This is a genomic window from Pseudomonas sp. 1L-C-7-B-C1 (assembly GCF_057291635.1).
This window is the reverse complement of sequence record NZ_JBXAWH010000002.1, coordinates 315589-337852: the sequence shown is the minus strand read 5'-3', so window position 1 is coordinate 337852 and position 22264 is coordinate 315589. Positions and strand designations below refer to the sequence as shown.

The 22264-nt window shown below is 61.8% G+C and carries 16 protein-coding genes and 1 pseudogene; 7 read left to right on the top strand and 10 right to left on the bottom strand.

Features of this window, described 5'->3' with window-relative positions:
- Positions 1-2 precede the first annotated feature (2 nt).
- From AC0Z8Z_RS04760 to AC0Z8Z_RS04750, 3 genes are all read right to left on the bottom strand, one after another.
- Positions 3-158, bottom strand: coding sequence for a hypothetical protein (locus tag AC0Z8Z_RS04760; protein ID WP_163022187.1), 156 nt, complete (start codon positions 156-158; stop codon positions 3-5).
- Positions 159-204: 46 nt separating this feature from the next.
- A complete protein-coding gene (locus tag AC0Z8Z_RS04755; RefSeq protein ID WP_485618109.1) occupies positions 205-1752 on the bottom strand; it encodes an FAD-dependent oxidoreductase in 1548 nt (515 codons plus the stop codon).
- Between the two features lie 167 nt (positions 1753-1919).
- A complete protein-coding gene (locus AC0Z8Z_RS04750) occupies positions 1920-2408 on the bottom strand; it encodes a GFA family protein (RefSeq protein WP_485618107.1) in 489 nt (162 codons plus the stop codon).
- Between the two features lie 192 nt (positions 2409-2600).
- On the opposite strand from AC0Z8Z_RS04750, the pseudogene AC0Z8Z_RS04745 reads away from it, so the two are divergent.
- From AC0Z8Z_RS04745 to AC0Z8Z_RS04735, 3 genes and pseudogenes are all read left to right on the top strand, one after another.
- A pseudogene (locus tag AC0Z8Z_RS04745) lies at positions 2601-3368 on the top strand (MCP four helix bundle domain-containing protein); the annotation flags it as partial.
- Positions 3363-4226, top strand: a complete 864-nt coding sequence (locus tag AC0Z8Z_RS04740; protein ID WP_485618270.1) for a methyl-accepting chemotaxis protein — start codon at positions 3363-3365, stop codon at positions 4224-4226. The pseudogene AC0Z8Z_RS04745 and the gene AC0Z8Z_RS04740, both read left to right, overlap by 6 nt.
- A 166-nt stretch (positions 4227-4392) precedes the next feature.
- Positions 4393-5637, top strand: a complete 1245-nt coding sequence (locus AC0Z8Z_RS04735) for a D-mannose isomerase (RefSeq protein ID WP_485618106.1) — start codon at positions 4393-4395, stop codon at positions 5635-5637.
- A gap of 376 nt (positions 5638-6013) precedes the next feature.
- Here AC0Z8Z_RS04735 and AC0Z8Z_RS04730 read toward each other — a convergent pair whose 3' ends face one another.
- Together AC0Z8Z_RS04730 and AC0Z8Z_RS04725 are read right to left on the bottom strand one after the other, a co-directional pair.
- Complete coding sequence (locus tag AC0Z8Z_RS04730; protein WP_485618268.1) at positions 6014-6796, bottom strand: exodeoxyribonuclease III; 783 nt, start codon at positions 6794-6796, stop codon at positions 6014-6016.
- A gap of 93 nt (positions 6797-6889) precedes the next feature.
- Positions 6890-7987, bottom strand: a complete 1098-nt coding sequence (locus tag AC0Z8Z_RS04725; protein WP_485618105.1) for an AbrB family transcriptional regulator — start codon at positions 7985-7987, stop codon at positions 6890-6892.
- 102 nt (positions 7988-8089) lie between these two features.
- Here AC0Z8Z_RS04725 and AC0Z8Z_RS04720 point away from each other — a divergent pair, with 102 nt between their 5' ends.
- Both AC0Z8Z_RS04720 and AC0Z8Z_RS04715 read left to right on the top strand, forming a co-directional pair.
- Entirely contained in the window at positions 8090-8992 is a 903-nt protein-coding gene (locus AC0Z8Z_RS04720; RefSeq protein WP_485618103.1) for a LysR substrate-binding domain-containing protein, read from the top strand.
- A gap of 62 nt (positions 8993-9054) precedes the next feature.
- Positions 9055-9279, top strand: a complete 225-nt coding sequence (locus AC0Z8Z_RS04715; protein WP_485618101.1) for a hypothetical protein — start codon at positions 9055-9057, stop codon at positions 9277-9279.
- Between the two features lie 178 nt (positions 9280-9457).
- Here AC0Z8Z_RS04715 and AC0Z8Z_RS04710 read toward each other — a convergent pair whose 3' ends face one another.
- Positions 9458-9961, bottom strand: coding sequence for a nucleoside 2-deoxyribosyltransferase (locus tag AC0Z8Z_RS04710; protein ID WP_485618099.1), 504 nt, complete (start codon positions 9959-9961; stop codon positions 9458-9460).
- A 162-nt stretch (positions 9962-10123) separates the two neighbouring features.
- Here AC0Z8Z_RS04710 and AC0Z8Z_RS04705 point away from each other — a divergent pair, with 162 nt between their 5' ends.
- Positions 10124-11785: a VRR-NUC domain-containing protein gene (locus tag AC0Z8Z_RS04705; protein WP_485618097.1), complete on the top strand. Its 1662-nt coding sequence runs from the start codon at positions 10124-10126 to the stop codon at positions 11783-11785.
- Positions 11786-12244: 459 nt separating this feature from the next.
- Here the strand turns inward: AC0Z8Z_RS04705 and AC0Z8Z_RS04700 are convergent, their stop codons facing one another.
- The 3 genes from AC0Z8Z_RS04700 to mfd are packed head-to-tail and all read right to left on the bottom strand — an operon-like array spanning position 12245 to position 18977.
- A complete protein-coding gene (locus tag AC0Z8Z_RS04700) occupies positions 12245-14953 on the bottom strand; it encodes a DEAD/DEAH box helicase (RefSeq protein WP_485618095.1) in 2709 nt (902 codons plus the stop codon).
- A 13-nt stretch (positions 14954-14966) separates the two neighbouring features.
- Positions 14967-15503: a CsiV family protein gene (locus AC0Z8Z_RS04695; RefSeq protein ID WP_485618094.1), complete on the bottom strand. Its 537-nt coding sequence runs from the start codon at positions 15501-15503 to the stop codon at positions 14967-14969.
- 9 nt (positions 15504-15512) lie between these two features.
- Positions 15513-18977 carry a transcription-repair coupling factor gene (gene mfd / locus AC0Z8Z_RS04690; protein ID WP_485618092.1) on the bottom strand — a complete coding sequence of 1155 codons (3465 nt, stop codon included), beginning with the start codon at positions 18975-18977 and terminating at the stop codon, positions 15513-15515.
- Between the two features lie 169 nt (positions 18978-19146).
- Here mfd and AC0Z8Z_RS04685 point away from each other — a divergent pair, with 169 nt between their 5' ends.
- Entirely contained in the window at positions 19147-20610 is a 1464-nt protein-coding gene (locus AC0Z8Z_RS04685) for a glyceraldehyde-3-phosphate dehydrogenase (RefSeq protein WP_172611639.1), read from the top strand.
- Between the two features lie 138 nt (positions 20611-20748).
- Here AC0Z8Z_RS04685 and tcuC read toward each other — a convergent pair whose 3' ends face one another.
- Entirely contained in the window at positions 20749-22041 is a 1293-nt protein-coding gene (gene tcuC / locus AC0Z8Z_RS04680) for an MFS transporter (protein WP_122538025.1), read from the bottom strand.
- Positions 22042-22264: the final 223 nt, after the last annotated feature.

The window sequence follows — 22264 nt, the reverse complement described above, 5'->3', positions numbered from 1 at the left end:
CCTCAAGGCTTGGCGTCCGTAGGGTCTGCCGGGTGCTCGGTTTCCGGTGGTCGCTGTTGTTCACCACTTTGGTTGGCTTGTTTGTGTTCTTCGCCGACCTTGCCTGCGTTTTCAGGCTTGTGGTCGAGGTCTTCGCGGTTGGATTCTTTATCAGGCATGGTGCCCTCCGGTGTGCGGGTGAATAAGGGATTTTCGTCGTGCATCTCAATCGTCGATCTGATTAATCAGCATGAGCGCTTCGTCTTTGAACAGCGGTTGTTTCATGCGTTCGGCGAGCATCGCCATCGGCCTTTCACGTTCACAGCTGACCACGGCCGCGACGACGCCTTGCTTGCAGATGAGCGCCAGGAAATCAAATCGCTCCGGCTCGCCGAGGTAAACGATGTCGTCCCAGTCTTCGGCGTGGCCGAGGTAGTCCAGACGCTTTTCGAAATGGTAGGTCCAGAAATACGGCACGTCGGCGTAGTGCAGGTCATCGCCGAGCATGTTGCCCGCTGCGATGCGTGCTTGCTGTTGGGCAAGGCGCCAGTGCTCGATGCGCCGTGGCTGATGACTGAGGGGGAAGGTGGCAATGTCGCCCGCCGCCCACAGATCCTTGCCCGCGCGCATGCCGTCGTCGACCGCCAGTGAGCCATCGTCTTCCAGCTGAAGGCCGTCGATGAAATGCGTCACCGGGCTCACGCCGACGCCAACCAGGGCCAGGTCCACTTCCACCCGTTCGCCATTGCTGAGTACGGCTGCTCGCAGCACCTGCTGGCCATCTTGTTCATCACCCTCGAACCGGCTGACGTCGAGGTGGGTGCGGAACAGCACGCCGTTTTGCTCATGCAGCGCGCGCAAGGCTTTGCCGACGCGCTCGCCCAACTGGCTGGCAAACGGCACCTCGTGATGGGCCAGAACGGTCACGTCGACACCCTGAGTGCGCAACGCCGACGCCGCTTCCAGCCCGATAAAGCTGTCGCCGACGATCAGCGCGTGGCTGCCGGGATGGACTGCTGCCAAAATTCGGCGCGCGTCATCACGGCTGCGCAGGGTCAGCACTTGCGGCAGATCGGCGCCTTCCAGGGGCAACCCACGCGGCTCGCCGCCGGTGGTCACCAGCGCCGCGTCGTAGTCAAAGCGGCGCCCGTCCGCCAGGGTCACGCGCTTGTTGACCACATCCAGCTTCATCACTTCGCCATGAACCTGATCGATTCGGTTGTTCAGATAGAACCCGTCGTCGCGCAGGGCAGGGATCTCATCGGTTTCCATTTCGGCGGACAGCACAAATTTGCTCAGCGCCGTGCGGTCGTAGCCGGGCGCGACGTCTCTGTCGATCAGCAGCAACCGACCATTGAAGCCTTTTTCCCTGAGCGCGCAAGCGGCAGCCGTGCCCGCCGCGCCGGCGCCAATGACGACGAAGCAGCGGCTGTCTTCGGCCAGGACCGGCGCATGAACGGTGATGGGTTGGTCCTCGACATGCACATGGCCGTCGATGACGTGGACGGGGTAACGAGTCAGGGCATCCAGCGCAGGCGGTTCGCAGAGATGGCCGTCGTCGATGGAAAATTCGGCCTTGTGCCAAGGGCAGATGAGATGACCGTTGCAGATGGCGCCGTCGGCCAATGGCGCGCCGGCATGGGGGCAGAAGGCTTGAAACGCGCGGACTTCGTCGCCGTGCAGAACCAGCAGCGCCTTGGTTTCGCCAAACTCGACCTGGAGACCGCGATCTCGCTGAATGTCGGTCAGGCTGGCGACTCGATGCAGAGGCATGTGCGCTTCCTCGTGGGCTTTTTTATTGGGCTTAGGGGCTTTTAGTTCGGAGTCGGCGCTCAGGGGAGAGGTTCAGGGAATTATCGGGTGGTCGGTTGGGCGGGTGCTCCATCTGCATTAACTGCAGAAGGAACGCCCGGAGGCCGTGGTGACTTGACCCGGCCAGGCTACCGGGTCAAGTTCAGCCGCTCATGCCAGTCGGCGATCGACTCCTCAGGGAATTCCTCGAACTGCTGGTCATTCGGCCCTGCGGCGATTTCAACCCAGGGCGCCTTGGAGTTCAGCAGCAAGTGCGTGTGCTCTGGCGGGACCGGCAACGGAGTGTCGATGGCCGATGCGAAGGGATGAATCAGCTCAGGCCACTCGGGGCTGAACAACCACAGCCCGCTGCCGCACTGTTTGCAGAAATGCCGTTCGGCGCTGCTGATGTGGGTCTGGTGACCCTTATCGTCGCGCATCTTCGCGTGGTAGATGGCGATGCTGTCCTTGCCTTTGACCTTGAGGCTTTTGGCATCGCCGCCCAGGTTGATTGCGTAGCCACCGCCGCCTTGGGTCTTGCGGCAGATCGAGCAGTAGCAGCGTTGATAAGGGTAGGGATGGGCGCTTGTCAGGCTGAATTCGACGGCGCCGCAATGGCAGGAACCTTCCAGATGCATGATTCACCTCCGCTTAAATGTGTGATCGGGCGTAAGGGTCTAGACCGCTCAAGCGGGCGGGGTTCGATGTTTTCTCGAACGGGCGTTCGGATTCTTCACGTGCGGTTGGCTAAAGAAGCCTGCGGCAGCGTCGATAAGCGGTAGTCATATGACGACTTTGCGTCCCGACCCTACAAGAATGAGCCGACCGTTATGAGCCTACGCAACCTGACCATCGCCCGCCGCGCCGGCCTTGGGTTTACCCTGATTTCCCTGTTGGTCGCGTTGCTCGGCTGGTTCGCCCTGAGCCAGATGTCGACGATCCGCCACAGCGAAGTGGCCGTCGAAAGCAACTGGATGCCGAGTATGCGTCTGGTCAACGACATCCGCGAGGCCATGCTGCGCATTCGCACGATCTCGCTGCGGGTTGCTCTTGATGCCGATCCGAAAAACGTCAGCGTCTACAAGGGTCAGATGGACGCGCGCGCCAAGATCCTTGACGAGAAACTTACCAGCCTCGACGCCTTTATCGACACCCCGGAAGAGAAGGCGCTGTACGGCAAATTCCGCGCGACCCTGGTCGACTATCAGCGGGGGTTGACCCAGTCTTTTGTGCTCGCCGAGAGCGGAGACCTCAAGGCGCTTAACAAGCTGTTGCTGGTGGACATGAAGACGGCGGTCGACAACTCCGGCGCGCAATTGGGCGAACTCGGTGACTTCTACTCCCATCAGGTGGAACTCGAAGGCGCCGCCGCAGAAACGCAATACGGCAACTCCCGAAACGTGGTGCTGGTGTTCGTGCTGATCGCGGCACTGGCCACGGTGGTCCTCGCGGTGTGGCTGACCCGCAGCATCGTTCGCCCGCTGCAGGAAGCGGTTGATGCCGCCGAATACGTCGCCAAGGGCGATCTGACCCATGACATTCGCGTCGAGGGCAATGACGAAGTCACTCGCTTGCAGAGCGCGTTGCAGCAGATGCAAGCCAATCTGCGCTCGACCCTGAGCCTGATCGGTAACTCGGCAAGCCAACTGGCGTCGGCCGCCACAGAGCTGAATTCGGTGACCGAAGACAGCCATCGCGGCCTGCATCAGCAGAACGCCGAAATCGAACAGGCCGCCACGGCGGTGAACGAGATGACCTCGGCCGTCGAGGAAGTCGCGCGTAACGCCGTGTCGACGTCCCAGGCGTCCAGCGAATCGAACACCGCGGCGCGCGACGGCCAGAGCCGGGTCATCGACACAGTCAATTCGATCCAGACCCTGTCCGGCAACGTGCAGCACACCTCGGAACTGGTGCAGAACCTCGCCGATCAGTCCCAGGACATCGGCAAGGTGCTGGACGTGATTCGCTCCATCGCCGAGCAGACCAACCTGCTGGCGCTGAACGCCGCCATCGAAGCGGCGCGGGCGGGTGAGTCCGGACGCGGCTTTGCCGTGGTCGCCGATGAAGTGCGCGCACTGGCCCACCGCACCCAGCAGTCGACCCTGGAAATCGACAAGATGGTCACGACCATGCGCAGCGGTTCTACCGAGGCGCTGGAATCGATGTCGATCAGCCGCACTCGCGCGACCGAAACCCTGGGACTGGCCCAGGGCGCCGGCGAGTCGCTGAACCGGATCACCACGTCGATCAACGAGATCTCCGAGCGCAACCTGGTGATCGCCAGCGCGGCTGAAGAGCAGGCCCAGGTGGCGCGGGAAGTGGACCGCAACATCGTCAACATCCGTGACCTGTCGATGCAATCGTCGTCCGGCGCCAACCAGATCAGCGCGTCGAGCAACGAGCTGTCCCGGCTGGCGGCGGAGTTGAACCAGGTGGTCACGCGCTTTCGGGTTTGATTGCAAAACTATGGCTGCTTGCTGCTTGCTGCTTGGCGCTTGCAGCTTGTAGCTGGCCAACCCTTTCACCTCATTCACTTGCCTGTCGCTGCCCTCGGCTTGCATGATTCGCCCCGACTAATAATTCCTGGCGGGCCGAACCTGCCGACGAGATAGGTGAAGGGCAATGGATGACGTGAATCGCGATTTCAGCAGTTGGCTGCGCTCCCCGGGTCACACGGCCTGGCTGATGCAGGAGGGCAATCGGCTGCTGGCGTTTGCCAAGGCCTCGAAACTGCCCCAGGGCTTCGGCAATCTGGATGACCTCGGCCGGCTCCCCGCCGATGCCGTCGCCGAAACCATGAACACCGCACGCATGACCCACAGTTTCGCCATGGCCCACATCAACGGTATTCCCGGTTGCGCCGCGCTGGTTGATCACGGCATCGCGGCGCTGGCCGGGCCGTTGCGCGATGCCGAGCATGGCGGCTGGTTCGCCAGACCGCTGGAGCACAGCGCCGAAACGGGCAAGAACGCCTACCTGCATGCCTTCGTTGCATTGGCGGCCAGCTCGGCAGTCGTCGCTCGACGCCCCGGCGCACAGGCGCTGCTGGAAGACGCGATTCAGGTGATCACCGGGCGTTTCTGGAGCGAGGAAGAAGGCGCCATGCGCGAGTCCTTTGACCGCGACTGGCGTAACGAAGAAAGCTATCGCGGCGCCAACAGCAACATGCACAGCACCGAGACGTTCCTCGCCCTGGCCGACGTCACCGGTGATGCGCACTGGCTGGATCGGGCGCTGAGCATCGTCGAGCGGGTCATCCATCAGCACGCCGCGGGCAATAACCATCAAGTGATCGAGCATTTCACCCTGCAGTGGCAGCCGATTCCCGACTACAACGTCGACAAGCCCGACGACGGCTTCCGCCCCTACGGCACCACGCCTGGCCACGCATTCGAATGGGCGCGGCTGGTCTTGCACCTGGAAGCGGCACGGCGCAAAGCCCGGCTGGAAACGCCCGCCTGGCTGTTGGAAGACGCGCGCGGGCTGTTCGAAAACGCCTGCCGCTATGGCTGGGACGTCGATGGCGCGCCGGGGATCGTTTACACCCTCGACTGGGAAAACAGTCCGGTGGTTCGCCATCGTTTGCACTGGACCCACGCCGAAGCGGCCGCTGCCTCCGCCGCGCTGCTGCAACGCACCCACGAGCAGCAATACGAAGACTGGTACCGGACGTTCTGGGAATTTAGCGAGACGCTGTTCATCGACTACGAAAACGGCAGCTGGCGCCACGAACTCAACCCGCAAAACCAGCCCAGCGCCGATATCTGGGCCGGCAAGCCGGATCTGTACCATGCCTATCAGGCGACGCTGCTGCCGTTGCTACCGCTGGAGCAAAGCCTGGCGACGGCGTTGGCGAGCCGGGCCTAGTCCGCGGGATACTGTGCGGTCTCGAGGTCAACGCGATCTGTGTAGGAGGGACCGGGGTGGCGCTCCACCTTGCTCGCAAAGACGCCAGTACATCCGCTATATCGTTAGCGTCTGAACTGCCGTCTTCGTGAGCAATCTCACTCCCACAGGTTTGTGCGTGTGCCTTCTGTTGTGCGTCCGCCACAAAACCGGTGGTGTGCACCACCGCCGCTACTGGATCAGGCGCAGTTCCATGTGGGAGCCGAGCTTGCTCGCGAAGGCGGTGTCTCAGCCGCTGAAGATGTAGCGCATGTCCCGGCCTCTTCGCGAGCAAGGTGGAGCACCACCCCGGTCACTCCTGCAGGTTATGTGTTATTTGAGGATTTGCGCATCTCGGTCAAACCTTCAACTCAATCCACGTCGGTGCATGGTCGCTGGCGTGGGGCAGGTCCCTGACCCAGCGGTCCACACCCGCGTTTTTAAGCTTGGGCGCCAGGTCCTTGCTCAACAGCAGGTGGTCAATGCGCAGCCCGGAGTTGGTCTTCCAATGGTTGCGGAAGTAATCCCAGAACGTGTAAATCCGCTCGTCCGGGAATTTCGCGCGCAGGGCGTCAGTCCAGCCTTGCTCCAGCAAACGCTCGAAGCATGCGCGGCTTTCCGGTTGCAGCAAGGCGTCCTTTAGCCATGAGCGGGTGTTGTAGATGTCGTTGTCGGTGGGGATGACGTTGTAATCCCCGGCCAGCACCACCGGATGCTCGCTCTTGAGCAGCGAGTCGGCGTGGGTGATGAAGTGCTCGAACCAGTCCAGTTTGTAGTCGAACTTCGGCCCCGGCTGCGGGTTGCCGTTGGGCAGGTACAGGCAACCGACGATCACGCCCTGCACGGCCGCTTCCAAATAGCGGCTGTGTTTGTCCTTCTCATTGCCCGGCAAGCCCCGGCGGATCTCCAGCGGCTCACTGTCCCGGGAGAGAATCGCCACGCCGTTCCATGACGGCTCGCCCTGCCAGATCACGCCGTAGCCGGCACTGCGGATGTCGTCGGCGGGGAAGGCTGTGTCAGCAGCTTTCAGCTCCTGCAGACAGACGATGTCGGGTGCTTCCTTTTCCAGCCATTGCAACAGAATGGGCAAACGCGCGCGGATGCCGTTGATGTTGAACGTGGCGATTTTCAACTTGGCCATGGCGTTCCCCTCCAATGAGTGTGCAGCGTTGGAGGTCGCCGGATCGCCGAAGATTCCATCGGCGTACGTGCCGCTGGATTTGCCTGGGTTCATTCAGGCGAAGCGTTGCGACACACGAATCACTTGCCGGGCGATGTATGCGCCCGTCACGATCACGGCGAACAGCCGCAGGGTCTGCATCGCCAGCACGAAACCGACGTCCGAGTGGGTGTCGATGGCAATGATCGCCATGGCATCAAGGCCGCCGGGGCTGGTGGCGAGATACACCGAGAGAAAGTCCTTGCCCATGATTTCCGCGATGCCCCAAGCCGACAGGGCGCAGAGCAGAATCAGCACCAGCGCGCCGACGATCATCGCCGGCAGCCGCCGCCAGACATAGCTGATGGTCACCCGATCAAAGCGCAAGCCGATGTAACTGCCGATCGCGCCGTAGGCAATCGCCAGTACCCAAGTGGGCAGGGTGATCTGCAGCACGCCGCTCAGCTGCAACGCGCCGCCAAGCAACAAGGGCACCAGCAACGCCCCGGCTGGCAAGCGACTGCCGAGCGTCACGCCGACCCCGATCACCAGCAGGCTCAATCCCAGATTGAGCAGGTTCATCCCGTGCAGCAGTGCGTCCGTGCTGTGAGCCTCCGAACCGCCAGCATCGGCGCCGAGCAGCCGACTGACCAGCGCGCCGACCATTACCACGCAGACCACCCGCACGTATTGCATGGTGGCGACCACCCGCGAATCGGCGCCGTAATCCTCGGACATCGCAACCATCGCCGACGCTGCGCCCGGCGAAGTGCCCCACGCCGCGGTGCTGCTCTGAATGCCGCCCCACCGCGCCATGGCAATCCCGACCACCGCGCTCAGCGCGACGGTGAGCAAGGTGGCGAAGACCATCACATGCCACGACTGCATCGCCGCCAGCAAAACGCCGACCGTCATGGAATGGGCGACCAGCACCCCGACCGTGCCCTGACCGAGACGGAACACGTGCTTGTTCAGGCGAATGCTGGCCCCGGCGACGCCGAAGCCGATCGCCACCAGCATGGGCCCGAGAAACAGCGCGGCGGGTACGTGAAAGTATTTGAACAGTTGGCCGGCGCTACCGGCCATGAGGATGAGCAGCAACCATTGGATAAGCGGGTGCTGGTGGGCGAGGGCGAACGAGGTGGGGCGTGGCAACGCGGATCTCCAGAGCATTGGCGTTTCCTGATAGGTGTTTTCCAATGACGCCCAGTATCGACAGCGCAATCGATCAAGTCTATTTTCTAATAATCATGAATTGATAACTTTGGTTGATATATGGACCTGCGTGACCTGACCTATTTTGAAACCATCGCCGAGCTCGGTCACTTGGGGCGCGCGGCGGAAAAGCTCAATCGCAGCCAGCCGGCCTTGACCAAAAGCATCCAGCGGCTGGAGGAATCTTTCGGTACCAAACTGTTCCAGCGCGACGGCCGCAGAATCAAGCTCACCCCCGTGGGCGAACTGCTGCAGGCGCGGGGCAAGGTGTTGCAGCAAAGCATCGCCCAGACCCAGCGCGAGGTGCGGGATTTTGCCAGTGGCGCGGTAGGGGATATCCGTTTGGGCTGTGCGGCGACCATGGCCGAGTACCTGCTGCCGGAACTGACCAGTGCGCTGCTCAAACGCTCGCCGCAGGTCACGCTCAAGCTGGTGATCGGCCAGGACGACATGCTCCGCGAGCAACTGCGCTCCGGGCACCTGGACATGATCATCTGCGCCCAGCGCAGCGCCGAAGAGGAATTCACCTACTACCCGATCCTCACCGACGAAGCGGTCGTGATCGCCAGCCGCAATCATCCGATCTTCACTGCGCCATTCGAGATGCGCGACTTGAGTCGGTACCGTTGGGTGTTGCCGCCTGCGGGGGTGTCGTCGCGGATCTGGGTCGACGACGCCTTCGCCCGCCACGACCTGCCGCTGCCGGAAGTGCAGATCGAGTCCAACTCGATTTCCCTGCTGCCTCGGCTGATCGCGCAGACCAGCCTGCTGAGTTTCATCGCCCGGGAGACGCTGGAGTTCGGCAAGAACATGCAGGACCTGCGCGAGGTGCCGCTGGAACAGACCACCATGACCCGGACCATTTGCGTGATGCTGCGCCGCGAGGGCTATCTGTCGCCTGCCGCCCACGCCATGGTGCAGATGCTGCGCGATGACGGCGGATCTTTCCTCAATTGGTCCTGAGCTGTGCTTTTACCCCGCCGATTGGGTTAGCCTGCGTGGAGCCATTCACTTTCGGAGCCTCAATGATGCAGGTACAGATGCAGGTACAGACCCTCCAGCCAGACACCCAATCAATGGCCTATCTGGCACACGATGGCGATCATTTCGGCGGTGATCAATCGCCCCTCAACGACGCCGATTCCGATGAAGACCGCGATCCCGAGGGCGAGCTGGATTTAAGCGAACTGGACCTGGACGAGTTTGCGGACACTGACAAGCTGGACATTAGTTCGTCGAATCTGGAATAGGCGAGGGCGTTGGGGCTCGATTGTCGGATATCTCCAGTCGTGAACCGCTCCGCGGTCTCTCAGCAGATGCAAACCTTGTGGGAGCGAGCTTGCTCGCGAAGAGGCCAGTACATCCGCTGGATATTCAGTGGTAAATACGACGCCATCGCGAGCAAGCTCACTCCTACAGGGGTTGGGTTCAGTCAGCGAGATGCGCAGCCAACGACTCAATCGCTTCTTCGGCCGTCTCGCTACTGCCGGCCCAGGTGCAGGCCAGCATCAAGTTGCGCGGCAGACCGAAATCCTCCACCTGAAACCCCTGCGCATCGAAGCCCGCCGCGTCATGTTCGATCTGTTCGCGCAGCGACCCGTCTGCTTCAAAATACGCCCATACCGGCTTGCCCAGCGCAACGGCCATGCCCACTTCGAAGGCGGTGCCTGAATCCGGCTCGGCACCACGAAATGCGTTTAGATTCGCCAGCACCCCGTCGCAGCGTTTGATCATTGCGATATTGGCGTTGCAAATGGCCGCGGCCGCTTCTTCAGGCGTAAGCCCTTCGGGCACGTCGTTATCGAAAGGGTACAACCCCTCCAGACCGTGCTGATCGCACAACGCTTTCAACGCGCGGCCGTGCTCGATGGCATCAGCACGAAACACGTCGAAGCCCGCGAGATAAACAAAGGGTTTGCCGGCGGAAGGCATGGCGATCTCCTGAAAATACGTTGAGGGAGTGTAGCGGGTGGACAGGGCTCTTTGGTCTGCGCCGTTGATCGGGCGGGCGCCATCCTACAGCAGGCAGGGCTGGAATCTGTACGGATAACCAGTATCCTGACGCTCTTCCGTCAGCCTTTACGTGACCTCGCCGTGAGCCTTTCTCCCCTCGACAATCCGTTTTACTACCTGGAAAACTTCCGCCAGGTGCTGAACTGGATCGCCCAGCGTTACGACGACCTGCTCGATGAAGACGAGCGGCGTTTCATCGACGATTTTGCCTTGCTGCCGCAACCGGCACAGGCGTTGCTGGTGCGCATGGTCATGCGCAAAGGCACGCTGTTTCGCGCCAGCAAGCTGGACTACGCAGAAATCGGCGATGTCCGACTGGCCGCCGCGCCGTTGCTGGAAACAGGCTGGGTCGACGGCCAACCCCATTTGGACCTCCAAGCCCTGTTCGCATTGCTGCGCAAAGATGAGCTGGGCGAGTGTTTCAAAGCCCACGGCGTCAAAAGCGCCGAGAAAAAATCCGACCTCTTGCAGCGCCTGTTGCCGATCTACGAAGCTCCCCAACGACTGGAACACTGGTTTGCCGGCTTCGAAGAAGTGATCTTCGCCCTCCAGGTCATGCCCCTGTGCGACCGGCTTCGCCTGCTGTACTTCGGCAATCTGTATCAGGAATGGTCGGAGTTTGTCCTCGCGGACCTGGGCATCTATCGCTACGAGAAAGTCGAATTTTCCGTCGAGTCCCGCGGCATCAATCAACGCGCCGACATCGACATCTGCCTGCACCTGCACACCTGCCGACAGGCGCTGGACGACGGTATGGCACTGGCCGACCTGGCGCCTCAAGCGCTGGCCGTCGAGACCGACAACCCCTGGCTGGCCATGCGTCGCGCCAAGTTGTTGTTCAAGATCGGTCAGCAGGCCGAACGCGAACAGAACTGGCCGCTGGCATTGAGCGTCTACGCGCAGTCCAGCTACCCCGGCGCCCGTGTGCGCAGGATTCGCGTGCTCGAACGTAGCGAGCAATTCCTCGACGCAATGACGTTGCTGCTGCAAGCGCAATCGGCGCCGGAAAACGACGAAGAAACCCAACACCTGCTGCGCATACAGCCGCGTCTCAAGCGCAAGCTGGGCGAAGGCAGTGTGCAGAAAAGATTGAAGCGTACGGTCAGCCGGCTTGATCTGAGCGTGCTGCCGCTGCCCGATCACAGCGTCGAACGGTTGATCCAGCAGCACTTGGCGGAAGAGGGCAGCGAGGTGCATTACGTCGAGAATGCGCTGGTCAATTCGCTGTTCGGTCTGCTCTGTTGGCGGGCAATCTTCGCGCCGCTGCCGGGAGCGTTTTTCCACCCGTTCCACAGCGCCCCCAGCGATCTCTACAGCCCGGACTTCTACCAGCGCCGCGCAACCCTGTTCGACGAATGCCTGGCGCAACTCGACGACCAGCGCTACGAAGCGGTGATCCGCGACACCTACGCCAGCAAGTTTGGCCTGCAATCACCCTTCGTGTTCTGGGGCACCCTGACCCCCGAACTGCTGGACCAGGCGCTGCATTGCCTCCCGGCGCAGCACCTCAAACGCTGGTTCCGCCGCCTGCTGCAAGACATCAAAGCCAACCGCACCGGCATGCCCGACCTCATCCAGTTCTACCCCGAACAACGCCGCTACCGAATGATCGAAGTCAAAGGCCCCGGCGACCGCCTGCAAGACAACCAACTGCGCTGGATCGACTTCTGCGCCGAACACGAGATGCCAGTGGTGGTGTGTTACGTGAAATGGGTGGAAGAAGACGTGCGGGCGGCGGGATGACACCGGTTTCCCCGACCCCGTACATCCGCAACATTTCCAGCACCCACACCGGCCTCTTCCCGGCTAAAGCCGGTCCCACTAAAAGCAACGCGTTCAGCCAGTTGGAATGGCCTCAGCCGGGAAGCCGTTGATCTGCTTTTGATCTTCTTACGCAAATAGCCCAGACGACACAAATCGCGACTTTGGTGCAGGCTGAACGTAGGTCTCGCGGAGTGGGCCGAGCGGCATGGATGCCGCGAGAGCCGCCCCCCGCCATGGATGGCGGATGGCGGCGGGCCCACGGAGCGAGACCGGAGTGAAGGAACCCCGAGGAACGAGGGGCCCAACCAGGAGCAAGCACCCTTGGTTACTTGGGGTGCTTTTCCAAGTAACTCGCCGAAGGCGAAACAGTCTGCCCCCAGGCAGACGCTTGTGATCTTAAGGATCTTGATGTTGATCTTGATCCTAAAAACACCCGCCTTAGCGCTTGAGCTTCTTCGCCACCACCGGCAACGGCGCAAACAACGCCGCAATATCCTCATCCTGCAACTTCCAGTCCCCGGCCTTGCGCCCATCCAGCACACCGGCCGCCAGCGCCGCCTTCTCCTGCTGCAAATGCTGAATCTTCTCCTCCACCGTCCCCCGCGCAATCATCTTGTACACGAACACCGGCTTATCCTGACCAATCCGATACGCCCGATCCGTCGCCTGATTCTCCGCCGCAGGGTTCCACCACGGATCGTAGTGAATCACCGTATCAGCCGCCGTCAGATTCAGCCCCGTGCCGCCTGCCTTCAGACTGATCAGAAAAATCGAATGCTTGCCGCTCTGGAAATCCTGCACCGGCACCCGCCGATCCCTGGTCTTCCCGGTCAATAGCGAATACGCGATCCCGCGTTGCTTTAACTCCGCCTCGATCAACTCCAGCATCGAGGTGAACTGCGAAAACAACAGAATCTTGCGGTTCTCCGCAAACAACTCCTCCAGCATCTCCATCAGGCTATCGAGCTTGCCCGAACTGGACTGCCGCGGATTGACCGGCGCACTGTTCACCAGCCGCAAGTCGCAGCAAACCTGACGCAGCTTGAGCAACGCTTCAAGAATGATGATCTGACTGCGCCCCACGCCTTTACGGGTGATCTCGTCGCGGACTTTCTTGTCCATCGCCAGACGCATGGTCTCGTACACATCGCGCTGGGTGTCATTGAGCTCGACCCAATGCACGATCTCGGTCTTCGGCGGCAATTCGGTCGCCACCTGCTCTTTGGTCCGGCGCAGCAGGAACGGCTTGATCCGCGCGTTGAGGTGCTCCAGGCGCTGCTCGTTGCCCAGCTTCTCGATCGGCGTGCGGTAATTGCTGTTGAACTGCTTGGCATCCCCCAGCCAGCCGGGCATCAGGAAATGGAACAGCGACCACAGCTCGCCTAGGTGATTTTCCAGCGGCGTGCCACTCAGGCACAGACGCTGCCGCGCATTCAACTGCCGCGCCGCCTGGGCCGCTTTGCTGTTGGGGTTCTTGATGTATTGCGCTTCATCGAGCACCAGCACATGCAGCAGTTGCTGGCTGAGCACGTCGACGTCGCGGGGCAGCAGCGCGTAAGTGGTCAGGATCAGGTCGTACTCCTGCAGATGCTTGAAATCCTGATGCCGCTGGGTGCCGAACAGCGCCAGCACGTTGAGTTGCGGCGTGAAGTGCTTCGCCTCGTCCATCCAGTTGGGAATAAGGCTGGTGGGCATCACCACCAGCGCCGGCCGGTCCAGTCGCCCGGCCTGTTTCTCCAGCAGCAGGTGCGCCAGGGTTTGCAGAGTCTTGCCCAGGCCCATGTCATCGGCGAGCACGCCGCCGACTTCCAGCTCGCGCAGTGCCTGCATCCAGCTCAGACCCTCCAGCTGATAAGGCCGCAACGTCGCATTCAAGCCTTCCGGCACCTCGCCGCGCACATCCTTGATGTTCACCAGTCGCTCGGAGAACTGCCGCAGCCGGTCGCCGCCTTGCCACACCAGCGGCAGGTCATCCAGCTGCCGGAGCCGCGTGGCGTCGGCGGTGCTCAGGCGAATGGCGTTGTTGCCGTCCTCCCGCCAATAGAAATCGCCGAGGGTCGCCAGCACCGGTTTCAGCCGGCCATAAGGCAGCGCCACCTGAATCGGCACGCCGCCACGCTGGGTGAAATGGTTGAGCTGAACCAGCAACTGCTCGTCGTCCCGACGCTTGGCAATGCCGCTGGCGGTCATCAACTCGGGGTGGGTGCGCAGCAGGTTTATCAGGATCGGCAGCAGGCTCAGCCGCTCGCCGTTGACGATGATCCCCAGCTCCAGATCGAACCAGTCGCGCTCCGGCTCGTCGTCGACCACGGCGTACCAGTCGTCCACCGGGGTCACGTCGAAGCCGAAGTCTTCGCTCATTTCGATCTGCCAGCCTTCGGCGCGCAGCCGGGGCAACTCGTCGAGAATGAAACTCAGCCAGGCCTTGTCGGTGGGCAGCTCGAACATTTCGCCGGCACTGTCCGGCAGCGCCTTGCTCTGCCGGGTGGCGATGCGAAAGCCCAGTTCCTGAAGCTGCTTGCGGTATTCGCCCTCACGCTCCGGATGGCGGCGCGTGCGCAGAATTTCGTCCGGCAGATGCCAGAGGATGTCGCCGCCACGACCAGGGGCGGGCACGCCGGACACATAGGACTCGCGGTAGCGAAACGCCAGGGCGGCGCGGTGCTGGATGTGCCGCTGCATCTTGCCGTTGCGCGGCTCGTAGGCGCTGTACTCGAAGCTGGCGAGAATCAGCCGCGGCTCGGGCTTGATATTCTTTTCCAGACGCTCGGGCAGCTTGGGTTTTTGCTCGACGACTTTCGGCCTGCGCGCAACCGATTCGCCGTCGACCGCTGCCAGAATCCCGGGGCTGTTTTCCGGGTCCTGCATAAAGAACAGCGCCGCCGCACAATGCTTGCAGTTGTTTCTGACCGGGCAGGTGCATTTCCCGACGATGAAATTGCGCGTGCGCTCCGGGTCCTTGAACAACAGCGTCTGGGTGTAGTTCTCCAGGCTCGAACCTCGGCACACCGTGCGCACGATGTCTGCGCTCAGGTGTTCGAGGATGACGCGCTTCTGCCGCGCGTACTCCAGGCCACGCTCGACCGCCTGGGTTTTGAACAGCGGTTCCCACGGCAGGGCGAGGGCTTTTTCCAGGTTGGACGCCACGTCTAGGCCTGCGTCAACGGGATGGCTGGACAGGAGAAACCTTGATCAGCAGGGCGAGGCTTCCGTTGTCCATATAGGTGAGTTCTCCGTTTCTGACCCGGGTCGCCTGACGCATGCGCTCGCTGGTCACCAGCACGCCGTGGCTGTCCAACTGGTTGACCCAGAAGTTCGCATCGATGTCGGTAAAGCGCGCCAGACCCAGGCTTACGGTGCCCTCAATGGGGAAGTGGCCGAACTGTTCCTGACCGTCGCTGATCGCCACCTTGCTCGGGGTGGCGCTGAGGTCCTGTTGCCAGGCGGTGTGCAGCAGCACTTTATAGCCGTCGCTTGATTCCAGCTTGTTCGCCAGCGTGTCGAGCGCTGTGGGCGTCTGTCTGTCCGCGTCCAGTGGTTGCGCCCCGCCGGCCCAGTCTTCCGGCGCGGGTTGATTGGTCGCCGCCGGTTCGCCGTTCTGGCGGAACAGGATCAGTTCCACCTGATAGGTGCCATCGGCGAAGGCCGCCGGGGCAAACAGCACCAGCAGCAGGGTGAAGGAGCGGATCAAACCCATGGTGAATCCTTAAGCCGATTTTTTGGATGGCGGTGGGGTCAAGCGTTCGAACAGCGCCTCCAGCGTGGCGAAGCGTTCCTCGGGACGCTCCATCGGCACCATGAATTTGAACAGCGTGGCGCCTTCGAACTTGTAGCGTTTGGGCTGGCTCTGGATCAGCTTGATCAGTGTCAGCGGGTCGACCGGGGTTTCCGCCGCGAATTCGATGCGCCCACCCTGTGGCCCGGCGTCGACTTTCTTGATGCCCAGTTGCTCGGCCTTGAGCTTCAGCGACGTCAGGCGCACCAGATTCTTGGTGGGCTCGGGCAACAGACCGAAGCGGTCGATCATCTCGACCTGCAGGTCCTTGAGGCCCTCTTCGTCGGCGGCGTTAGCGATGCGCTTGTACAGAATCAGGCGCGTGTGCACGTCCGGCAGATAGGCTTCCGGAATCAGCCCCGGCACCCGTAGGTTCACCTCGGGACCGCCACCCAGCGGCTGGTCGAGGTTGGGCTGCTCGCCCTTGCGGATCGACTTCACCGCGCGTTCGAGCATTTCCATGTACAGGGTGAAACCCACCGCCTGAATCTGCCCGCTCTGGCCGTCGCCGAGCAGCTCGCCGGCGCCCCGGATTTCCAGGTCGTTGGTGGCGAGCACGAAGCCTGCGCCGAGGTCCTGGGTGTTGGCGATCGCCTCCAGACGCTTCTCGGCATCCGGGGTGATCTGCTTGCGCGGCGGCGTCAGCAGGTAGGCGTACGCCTGGTGGTGACTGCGCCCGACCCGGCCGCGCAGCTGGTGCAGCTGGGCCAGACCGAACTTGTCGGCGCGCTCAATGATGATGGTGTTGGCGCTCGGCACGTCGATGCCGGTCTCGATGATGGTCGAAGCAATCAGCACGTTGAAACGCTTGTGGTAGAAGTCGCTCATCACCTGTTCGAGATCGCGCTCGTGCATCTGCCCGTGGCCGATGCCAATGCGCGCTTCCGGCACCAGTTCGGCCAGGTCCGCCGCGCATTTTTCGATGGTCTTTACGTCGTTGTGCAGGTAGTACACCTGACCGCCGCGCAGCAACTCACGCAGCAACGCCTCTTTGACGGTCGGCTTGTTCTGCTCCATGACGAAGGTGCGCACCGACAGACGACGCGCCGGCGGGGTGGCGATGATCGACAGGTCACGCATGCCGGCCACGGCCATATTCAGAGTGCGCGGGATCGGCGTCGCGGTGAGGGTCAGAATGTCGACCTCGCTGCGCAGGGCCTTGAGCTGTTCCTTCTGACGCACACCGAAGCGGTGCTCTTCGTCGATGATCACCAGCCCCAGGTTTTTGATCTTGACGTCGTCCTGCAGCAACTTGTGGGTGCCGATGACGATGTCAATCTTGCCCTCAGCCAGATCGGCCACGGCCGCATTGATTTCTTTCGCCGATTTGAAGCGGCTCATGACTTCGACCGTCACCGGCCAGTCAGCGAAGCGGTCGCGGAAACTGTTGTAGTGCTGCTGAGCGAGAAGGGTGGTCGGCACCAGAATCGCCACCTGGCGGCCGCCGTGCACGGCGATGAACGCCGCGCGCATGGCCACTTCGGTCTTGCCGAAACCGACGTCGCCGCAGACCAGACGGTCCATGGGCTTGGGCGCGAGCATGTCAGCGCGCACGGCCTCGATGGTGGTCTGCTGATCCGGGGTTTCTTCGAACGGGAAGCCGGCGCTGAAGGTGTCGTAGTCAAGCTTCGGATCGGCGAAGGCATACCCTTCGCGCGCTGCGCGGCGGGCATAGATGTCGAGCAGCTCGGCGGCCACATCGCGCACCTGTTCGGCGGCCTTGCGCTTGGCTTTCTGCCAGGCTTCGGAACCCAGACGGTGCAGGGGCGCAAGCTCGTCATCGCTGCCGGTGTAGCGAGCGATCAGGTGCAGGTTGGCCACCGGCACGTACAGCTTGGCTTCCTCGGCGTAGGCCAGCATGAGGAACTCGGCGACCTGGTTCTCTACCTCCAGCGTTGCCAGCCCCAGGTAACGGCCGACCCCGTGGTCGATGTGCACCACCGGGGCGCCTTCACGCAGCTCGGCCAGGTTCTTGATCACGGCATCGCTGGCGTGACTGTCGGCGCGCTTGTCGCGACGACGACGCTGCATCACCCGCTGGCCGAACAACGGGCTTTCCGCCACCAGCGCCAGCGCCGGCTCTTCCAGCACCAGGCCTTCGTCCAACGGGGCGATGGTGATCGCCAGACGCTCCTTGCTGTCGACGAACTCCTGCCAGCTGTCCAGGGTTTTCGGGCGCAGCTTCAGGCGTTCGAGCAGCTCCAGCAACACTTCACGGCGACCGGCGGATTCGGCAGTAAACAGCACGCGTCCCGGGAACTCGCCGAGGAACTTCGACAGCGCCGCCAGCGGTTGATTTGCTTTGGCTTCGATGGCCAGATCCGGCAGGACCTGCGCCGGAAAACGCTCGCGACCGACACCGCTTTCGACGTCGTCCTGGCTCGCGACCACACGGGGCCAGTTTTTCAGGCGGGCAAAGCAATCGTCTACCGGCAGGAACAGCTCGGCCGGCGGCAGCAACGGCCGCTCGGGATCGACCCGGCGTTCTTCATAGCGGTTGCGCACGTCCTTCCAGAAGGTCTCGGCCGCCGCTTCGATCCCTGGCATCGAGAACACCTGGGTGTCCTGGGGCAGGTAGTCGAACAGCGTCGAGGTTTCTTCGAAGAACAACGGGATGTAGTACTCGATACCCGCGGGCGTGATGCCACTGTTCAAGTCCTGGAAGATCGGGCTGCGCCGGAAGTCCACGTCAAAGCGTTCGCGGAAGCGCGCCTTGAAGCGTGTCACCGCTTCCTTCTGCAGCGGGAATTCCTTCGCCGGTAACAGACGCACCGAATCGACCTTGTCGATGGAGCGCTGGGTTTCTGGCTCGAAGGTGCGCAGGGTTTCGATCTCGTCATCGAACAGGTCGATGCGGTAAGGCAATTTGCTGCCCATCGGAAACAGGTCGATCAGCGCGCCACGGACGGTGAACTCACCGTGCTCGTACACCGTGTCAACGTAACGATAACCGCTGGCTTCAAGGCGGGTGCGCATGGCGTCGACGTCGAGCTTCTGGCCCACGTCGAGGACCAGGCTGCTGCCCAGCAGGAAACTGGTCGGCGCCAGACGGTGCAGGGCGGTAGTGATCGGCACCACCACCACGCCGTGCACCAGCTCCGGCAGCCGGTAAAGGCTGGCGATGCGCTGGGAGATGATGTCCTGATGGGGCGAAAACAGGTCGTAGGGCAGGGTTTCCCAATCGGGGAAATGCAGCACCGGGAGCTCGGGGGCGAAAAACTTCAGTTCCTGTTCCAGGCGCTCGGCGCTCTGGCTGTCTGCGGTGAGCAGCAGAGTGAAGCGTTTCGCGGCGCTGGCAGCCTCGGCAATGGCGAGACTCAGGGCGGCACCGGGGAGGTTACCCCAATGTTGTTTGCCTGCTGCAGCAGGCAGAATCGGTAGGCGCAGAACGGGCACGGAAGTTAAAGCTCCAGGCGTTGCGGCAAAGCCGGGGAGTGTAACTAATCCGCAGAGACGCTGTCAGTTTTGTGCGCTCGCAATTATGTAGTGCTCCAGGTCGTGGAAAGTCTGGATTGCTCATAAACAAAGGCCTGTGCATAATGTAGTCCCTTTTTTCAGCCCCTACATGTGGAAGGTTCCCGTGACTCAGAAGCCCGACCAGTGTCTTGGTGAATGGATCGATCGTGAAGCCCTCGCCGAGGCGATGATCCCGCTTATCGGTCAGCTCTACCGCAATAATAATGTGGTGAGTTCGATCTATGGCCGCAGCCTGATCAACCGTTCAGTCATCGCGATTCTCAAAGCACACCGCTTTGCGCGTCACCGCCAGGCCGACGCCAGCGAGTTGTCCGTACACGAGACATTCCCCCTCGTCAAAGCCATGAGCGAGCTCAAACTGGGCGCCGCTTCGGTGGACCTGGGCAAGCTGGCGGTCAAGTACAAGGCCGAGGCCAATGGCCGCACCCCTGAAGAGTTCGTCCGCGAAGAAATGGCCGAAATCATCGGTCAGCAGAACTCCGGCGAGCGCAAAGGCACTGACGTCGTGCTGTACGGCTTCGGTCGCATCGGTCGTCTGCTGGCACGCATCCTGATCGAAAAAACCGGTGGCGGCGACGGCCTGCGTCTGCGCGCCATCGTGGTCCGCAAGGGCGCTGAAAACGATCTGGTCAAGCGCGCAAGCCTGCTGCGCCGTGACTCGGTCCACGGTCCTTTCGACGGCACCATCACCATCGATGAAGCCAACAACACCATCTGCGCCAACGGCAACCTGATTCAGGTGATCTACGCCAAGAACCCGGCCGAGGTGGATTACACCCAATACGGTATCAAGGACGCGCTGCTGGTTGACAACACCGGCGTATGGCGTGACGCCGACGGCCTGGGCCAGCACCTGCAATGCCCGGGTATCGATCGCGTGGTCCTGACCGCACCGGGCAAGGGCAAGCTGAAGAACATCGTGCACGGCATCAACCACCAGCAAATCACCGCCGATGACAAGATCATCTCCGCGGCATCCTGCACCACCAACGCCATCGTGCCGGTGCTCAAGGCAGTCAACGACAAGTTCGGCATCGTCAACGGTCACGTGGAAACGGTTCACTCGTACACCAACGACCAGAACCTGATCGACAACTTCCACAAGGGCGATCGCCGTGGCCGCAGCGCCGCGCTGAACATGGTTATCACCGAAACCGGCGCGGCGACCGCCGCAGCGAAGGCGCTGCCGGAGCTGGCTGGCAAGTTGACCGGCAACGCGATCCGCGTTCCAACGCCAAACGTCTCGATGGCCATCCTCAACCTGAACCTGGGGACGGCCACCACCCGCGAAGAGATGAACGAGTACCTGCGCCACACCGCGCTGTATTCCGATCTGCACAAACAGATCGACTTCGTGAACTCCCTGGAAGTGGTCTCCACCGACTTCGTCGGCTCGCGTTACGCCGGCGTCGTCGATGCTGAAGCGACTATCGCCATGGATAACCGCGTTGTGCTGTACGTCTGGTACGACAACGAGTTTGGCTACAGCTGCCAGGTGGTCCGCGTGATGGAAGAAATGACCGGGGTCAATCCGCCGGCTTTCCCGAAGTAGGTTGAAAACAGCGGTAAGCGGTAAGCCTCAAGCTGCAAGCTGAACTGCGAAGTTAAAAAACGCCCTGACTGGTTCGGGGCGTTTTTGTTTTTACTTGCTGCTTGAAGCTTGCCGCTTGTCGCTTATAGCCCTCGACGATCAGCCGACCGCTGTCACGCCTTGAATCCGCGTCTGACCCTTGCGGAACAGCACCAGCGTGGCGATCAGGCCCAGCACTGCCGCGCCACTTAGCCAGATGCCCGGTGCGGCTTTGTTGTCCAGCACGTGAATCAGGTAGGTACAGGCCGCCGGCGTGAAACCGCCGAACGTCGCGGTCGCCAGGCTGTAAGCCAGGGAGAAGCCGGTGGTACGCACTTCGACCGGCATGATTTCGGTCAGGGAAACCACCATCGCGCCGTTGTACGAGCCGTACAGGAAGGACAGCCACAGCTCGACCATCAGCAGGTTGCCGAAGCTCGGGTTGGCGGTCAGCCAGGACAGGGCAGGGTACGCCGTGATGATCGCCAGAATGGTCGCCGCCAGCAGCAGAGGCTTGCGGCCGATCCGGTCCGACAGTGCGCCCATCACCGGCAGCCAGATGAAGTTGGAAATACCCACGCAGACCGTTACCAGCAGGCTGTCCAGATCAGACAGGTGCAGCTCGTTTTTGCCGAACGTCGGGGTGTAAGCGGTAATCAGGTAAAACGACACGGTGGTCATGACCACCAGCGCCATGCCGGCGATGACCAGACCGAAGTTCTGACCGATCGACTTGACCACTTCGCCCAGGCTTGGGCGGTGGTGTTGGGCACGAGCTTCGAACTCGGGGGTTTCTTCCAGCGAACGGCGAATCACGAAGATCGCCGGAACGATCAGGCAGCCGATCAGGAACGGCACACGCCAGCCCCATTGACCCATGTCTTCCGGGCTCAGCCAGTGGTTCAGGCCAACACCCAAAAGACCGGCGAAAACCACTGCCGCCTGTTGGCTAGCCGACTGCCAGCTAACGAAGAAGCCCTTGCGGCCCGGCGTGGAAATCTCCGCCAGGTACACCGACACACCGCCCAGCTCAACCCCGGCCGAGAAGCCTTGCAGCAGACGCCCGATCAGCACCAGCAGCGGCGCGGCGACGCCCAAGGTCGCGTAGCCCGGCACGCATGCGATCAATACCGTACCCATGGCCATCATCGCCAAGGTAATCACCAGGCCTTTTTTCCGGCCGTGGTGGTCGATGTATGCACCGAGGAAGATGGCACCCAGCGGGCGCATGAGGAAGCCGGCGCCGAAAGTGGCCAGCGACAGCATCAGCGATGCGAATTCACTGTCAGCGGGGAAGAAGGTTTTGGCGATAGCCGTGGCGTAGAAGCCATAGACCATGAAGTCAAACATTTCAAGGAAGTTGCCGCTGACAACGCGAAATATCGCCTTGCCTTTGCCTGGGGTCGAGGCCATCTGGAATTACTCACTTAAGCTGTCTAGCTGGGGGGATCCGTTGTATTTATGCGTCCTCTGCTGCGGCGCCCGAGCCTGGCCTCGCGTGCCGCAGATTTGTAACGATATGTGTAAAGCTGGCGGTTGGCAATCAGAACGCCCCGCCCATCGACCACGGACCTCCCGCTGAGCCCGTGTGAAAACAATATTTATGTATCCCATCGATGGGCTTATTCCCGGTTTA

What these genes read in the sequence shown, in the direction of transcription:
- AC0Z8Z_RS04725 (WP_485618105.1), bottom strand. Translation starts at nt 7,987, where the DNA reads ATGCTCTGGAGATCCGCGTTGCCACGCCCCACCTCGTTCGCCCTCGCC.
- AC0Z8Z_RS04685 (WP_172611639.1), top strand. Translation starts at nt 19,147, where the DNA reads ATGTGGAAGGTTCCCGTGACTCAGAAGCCCGACCAGTGTCTTGGTGAA.
- AC0Z8Z_RS04760 (WP_163022187.1), bottom strand. Translation starts at nt 158, where the DNA reads ATGCCTGATAAAGAATCCAACCGCGAAGACCTCGACCACAAGCCTGAA.
- AC0Z8Z_RS04695 (WP_485618094.1), bottom strand. Translation starts at nt 15,503, where the DNA reads ATGGGTTTGATCCGCTCCTTCACCCTGCTGCTGGTGCTGTTTGCCCCG.
- AC0Z8Z_RS04750 (WP_485618107.1), bottom strand. Translation starts at nt 2,408, where the DNA reads ATGCATCTGGAAGGTTCCTGCCATTGCGGCGCCGTCGAATTCAGCCTG.
- AC0Z8Z_RS04740 (WP_485618270.1), top strand. Translation starts at nt 3,363, where the DNA reads ATGCAAGCCAATCTGCGCTCGACCCTGAGCCTGATCGGTAACTCGGCA.
- AC0Z8Z_RS04715 (WP_485618101.1), top strand. Translation starts at nt 9,055, where the DNA reads ATGATGCAGGTACAGATGCAGGTACAGACCCTCCAGCCAGACACCCAA.
- tcuC (WP_122538025.1), bottom strand. Translation starts at nt 22,041, where the DNA reads ATGGCCTCGACCCCAGGCAAAGGCAAGGCGATATTTCGCGTTGTCAGC.
- AC0Z8Z_RS04710 (WP_485618099.1), bottom strand. Translation starts at nt 9,961, where the DNA reads ATGCCTTCCGCCGGCAAACCCTTTGTTTATCTCGCGGGCTTCGACGTG.
- AC0Z8Z_RS04720 (WP_485618103.1), top strand. Translation starts at nt 8,090, where the DNA reads ATGGACCTGCGTGACCTGACCTATTTTGAAACCATCGCCGAGCTCGGT.
- AC0Z8Z_RS04755 (WP_485618109.1), bottom strand. Translation starts at nt 1,752, where the DNA reads ATGCCTCTGCATCGAGTCGCCAGCCTGACCGACATTCAGCGAGATCGC.
- AC0Z8Z_RS04735 (WP_485618106.1), top strand. Translation starts at nt 4,393, where the DNA reads ATGGATGACGTGAATCGCGATTTCAGCAGTTGGCTGCGCTCCCCGGGT.
- AC0Z8Z_RS04730 (WP_485618268.1), bottom strand. Translation starts at nt 6,796, where the DNA reads ATGGCCAAGTTGAAAATCGCCACGTTCAACATCAACGGCATCCGCGCG.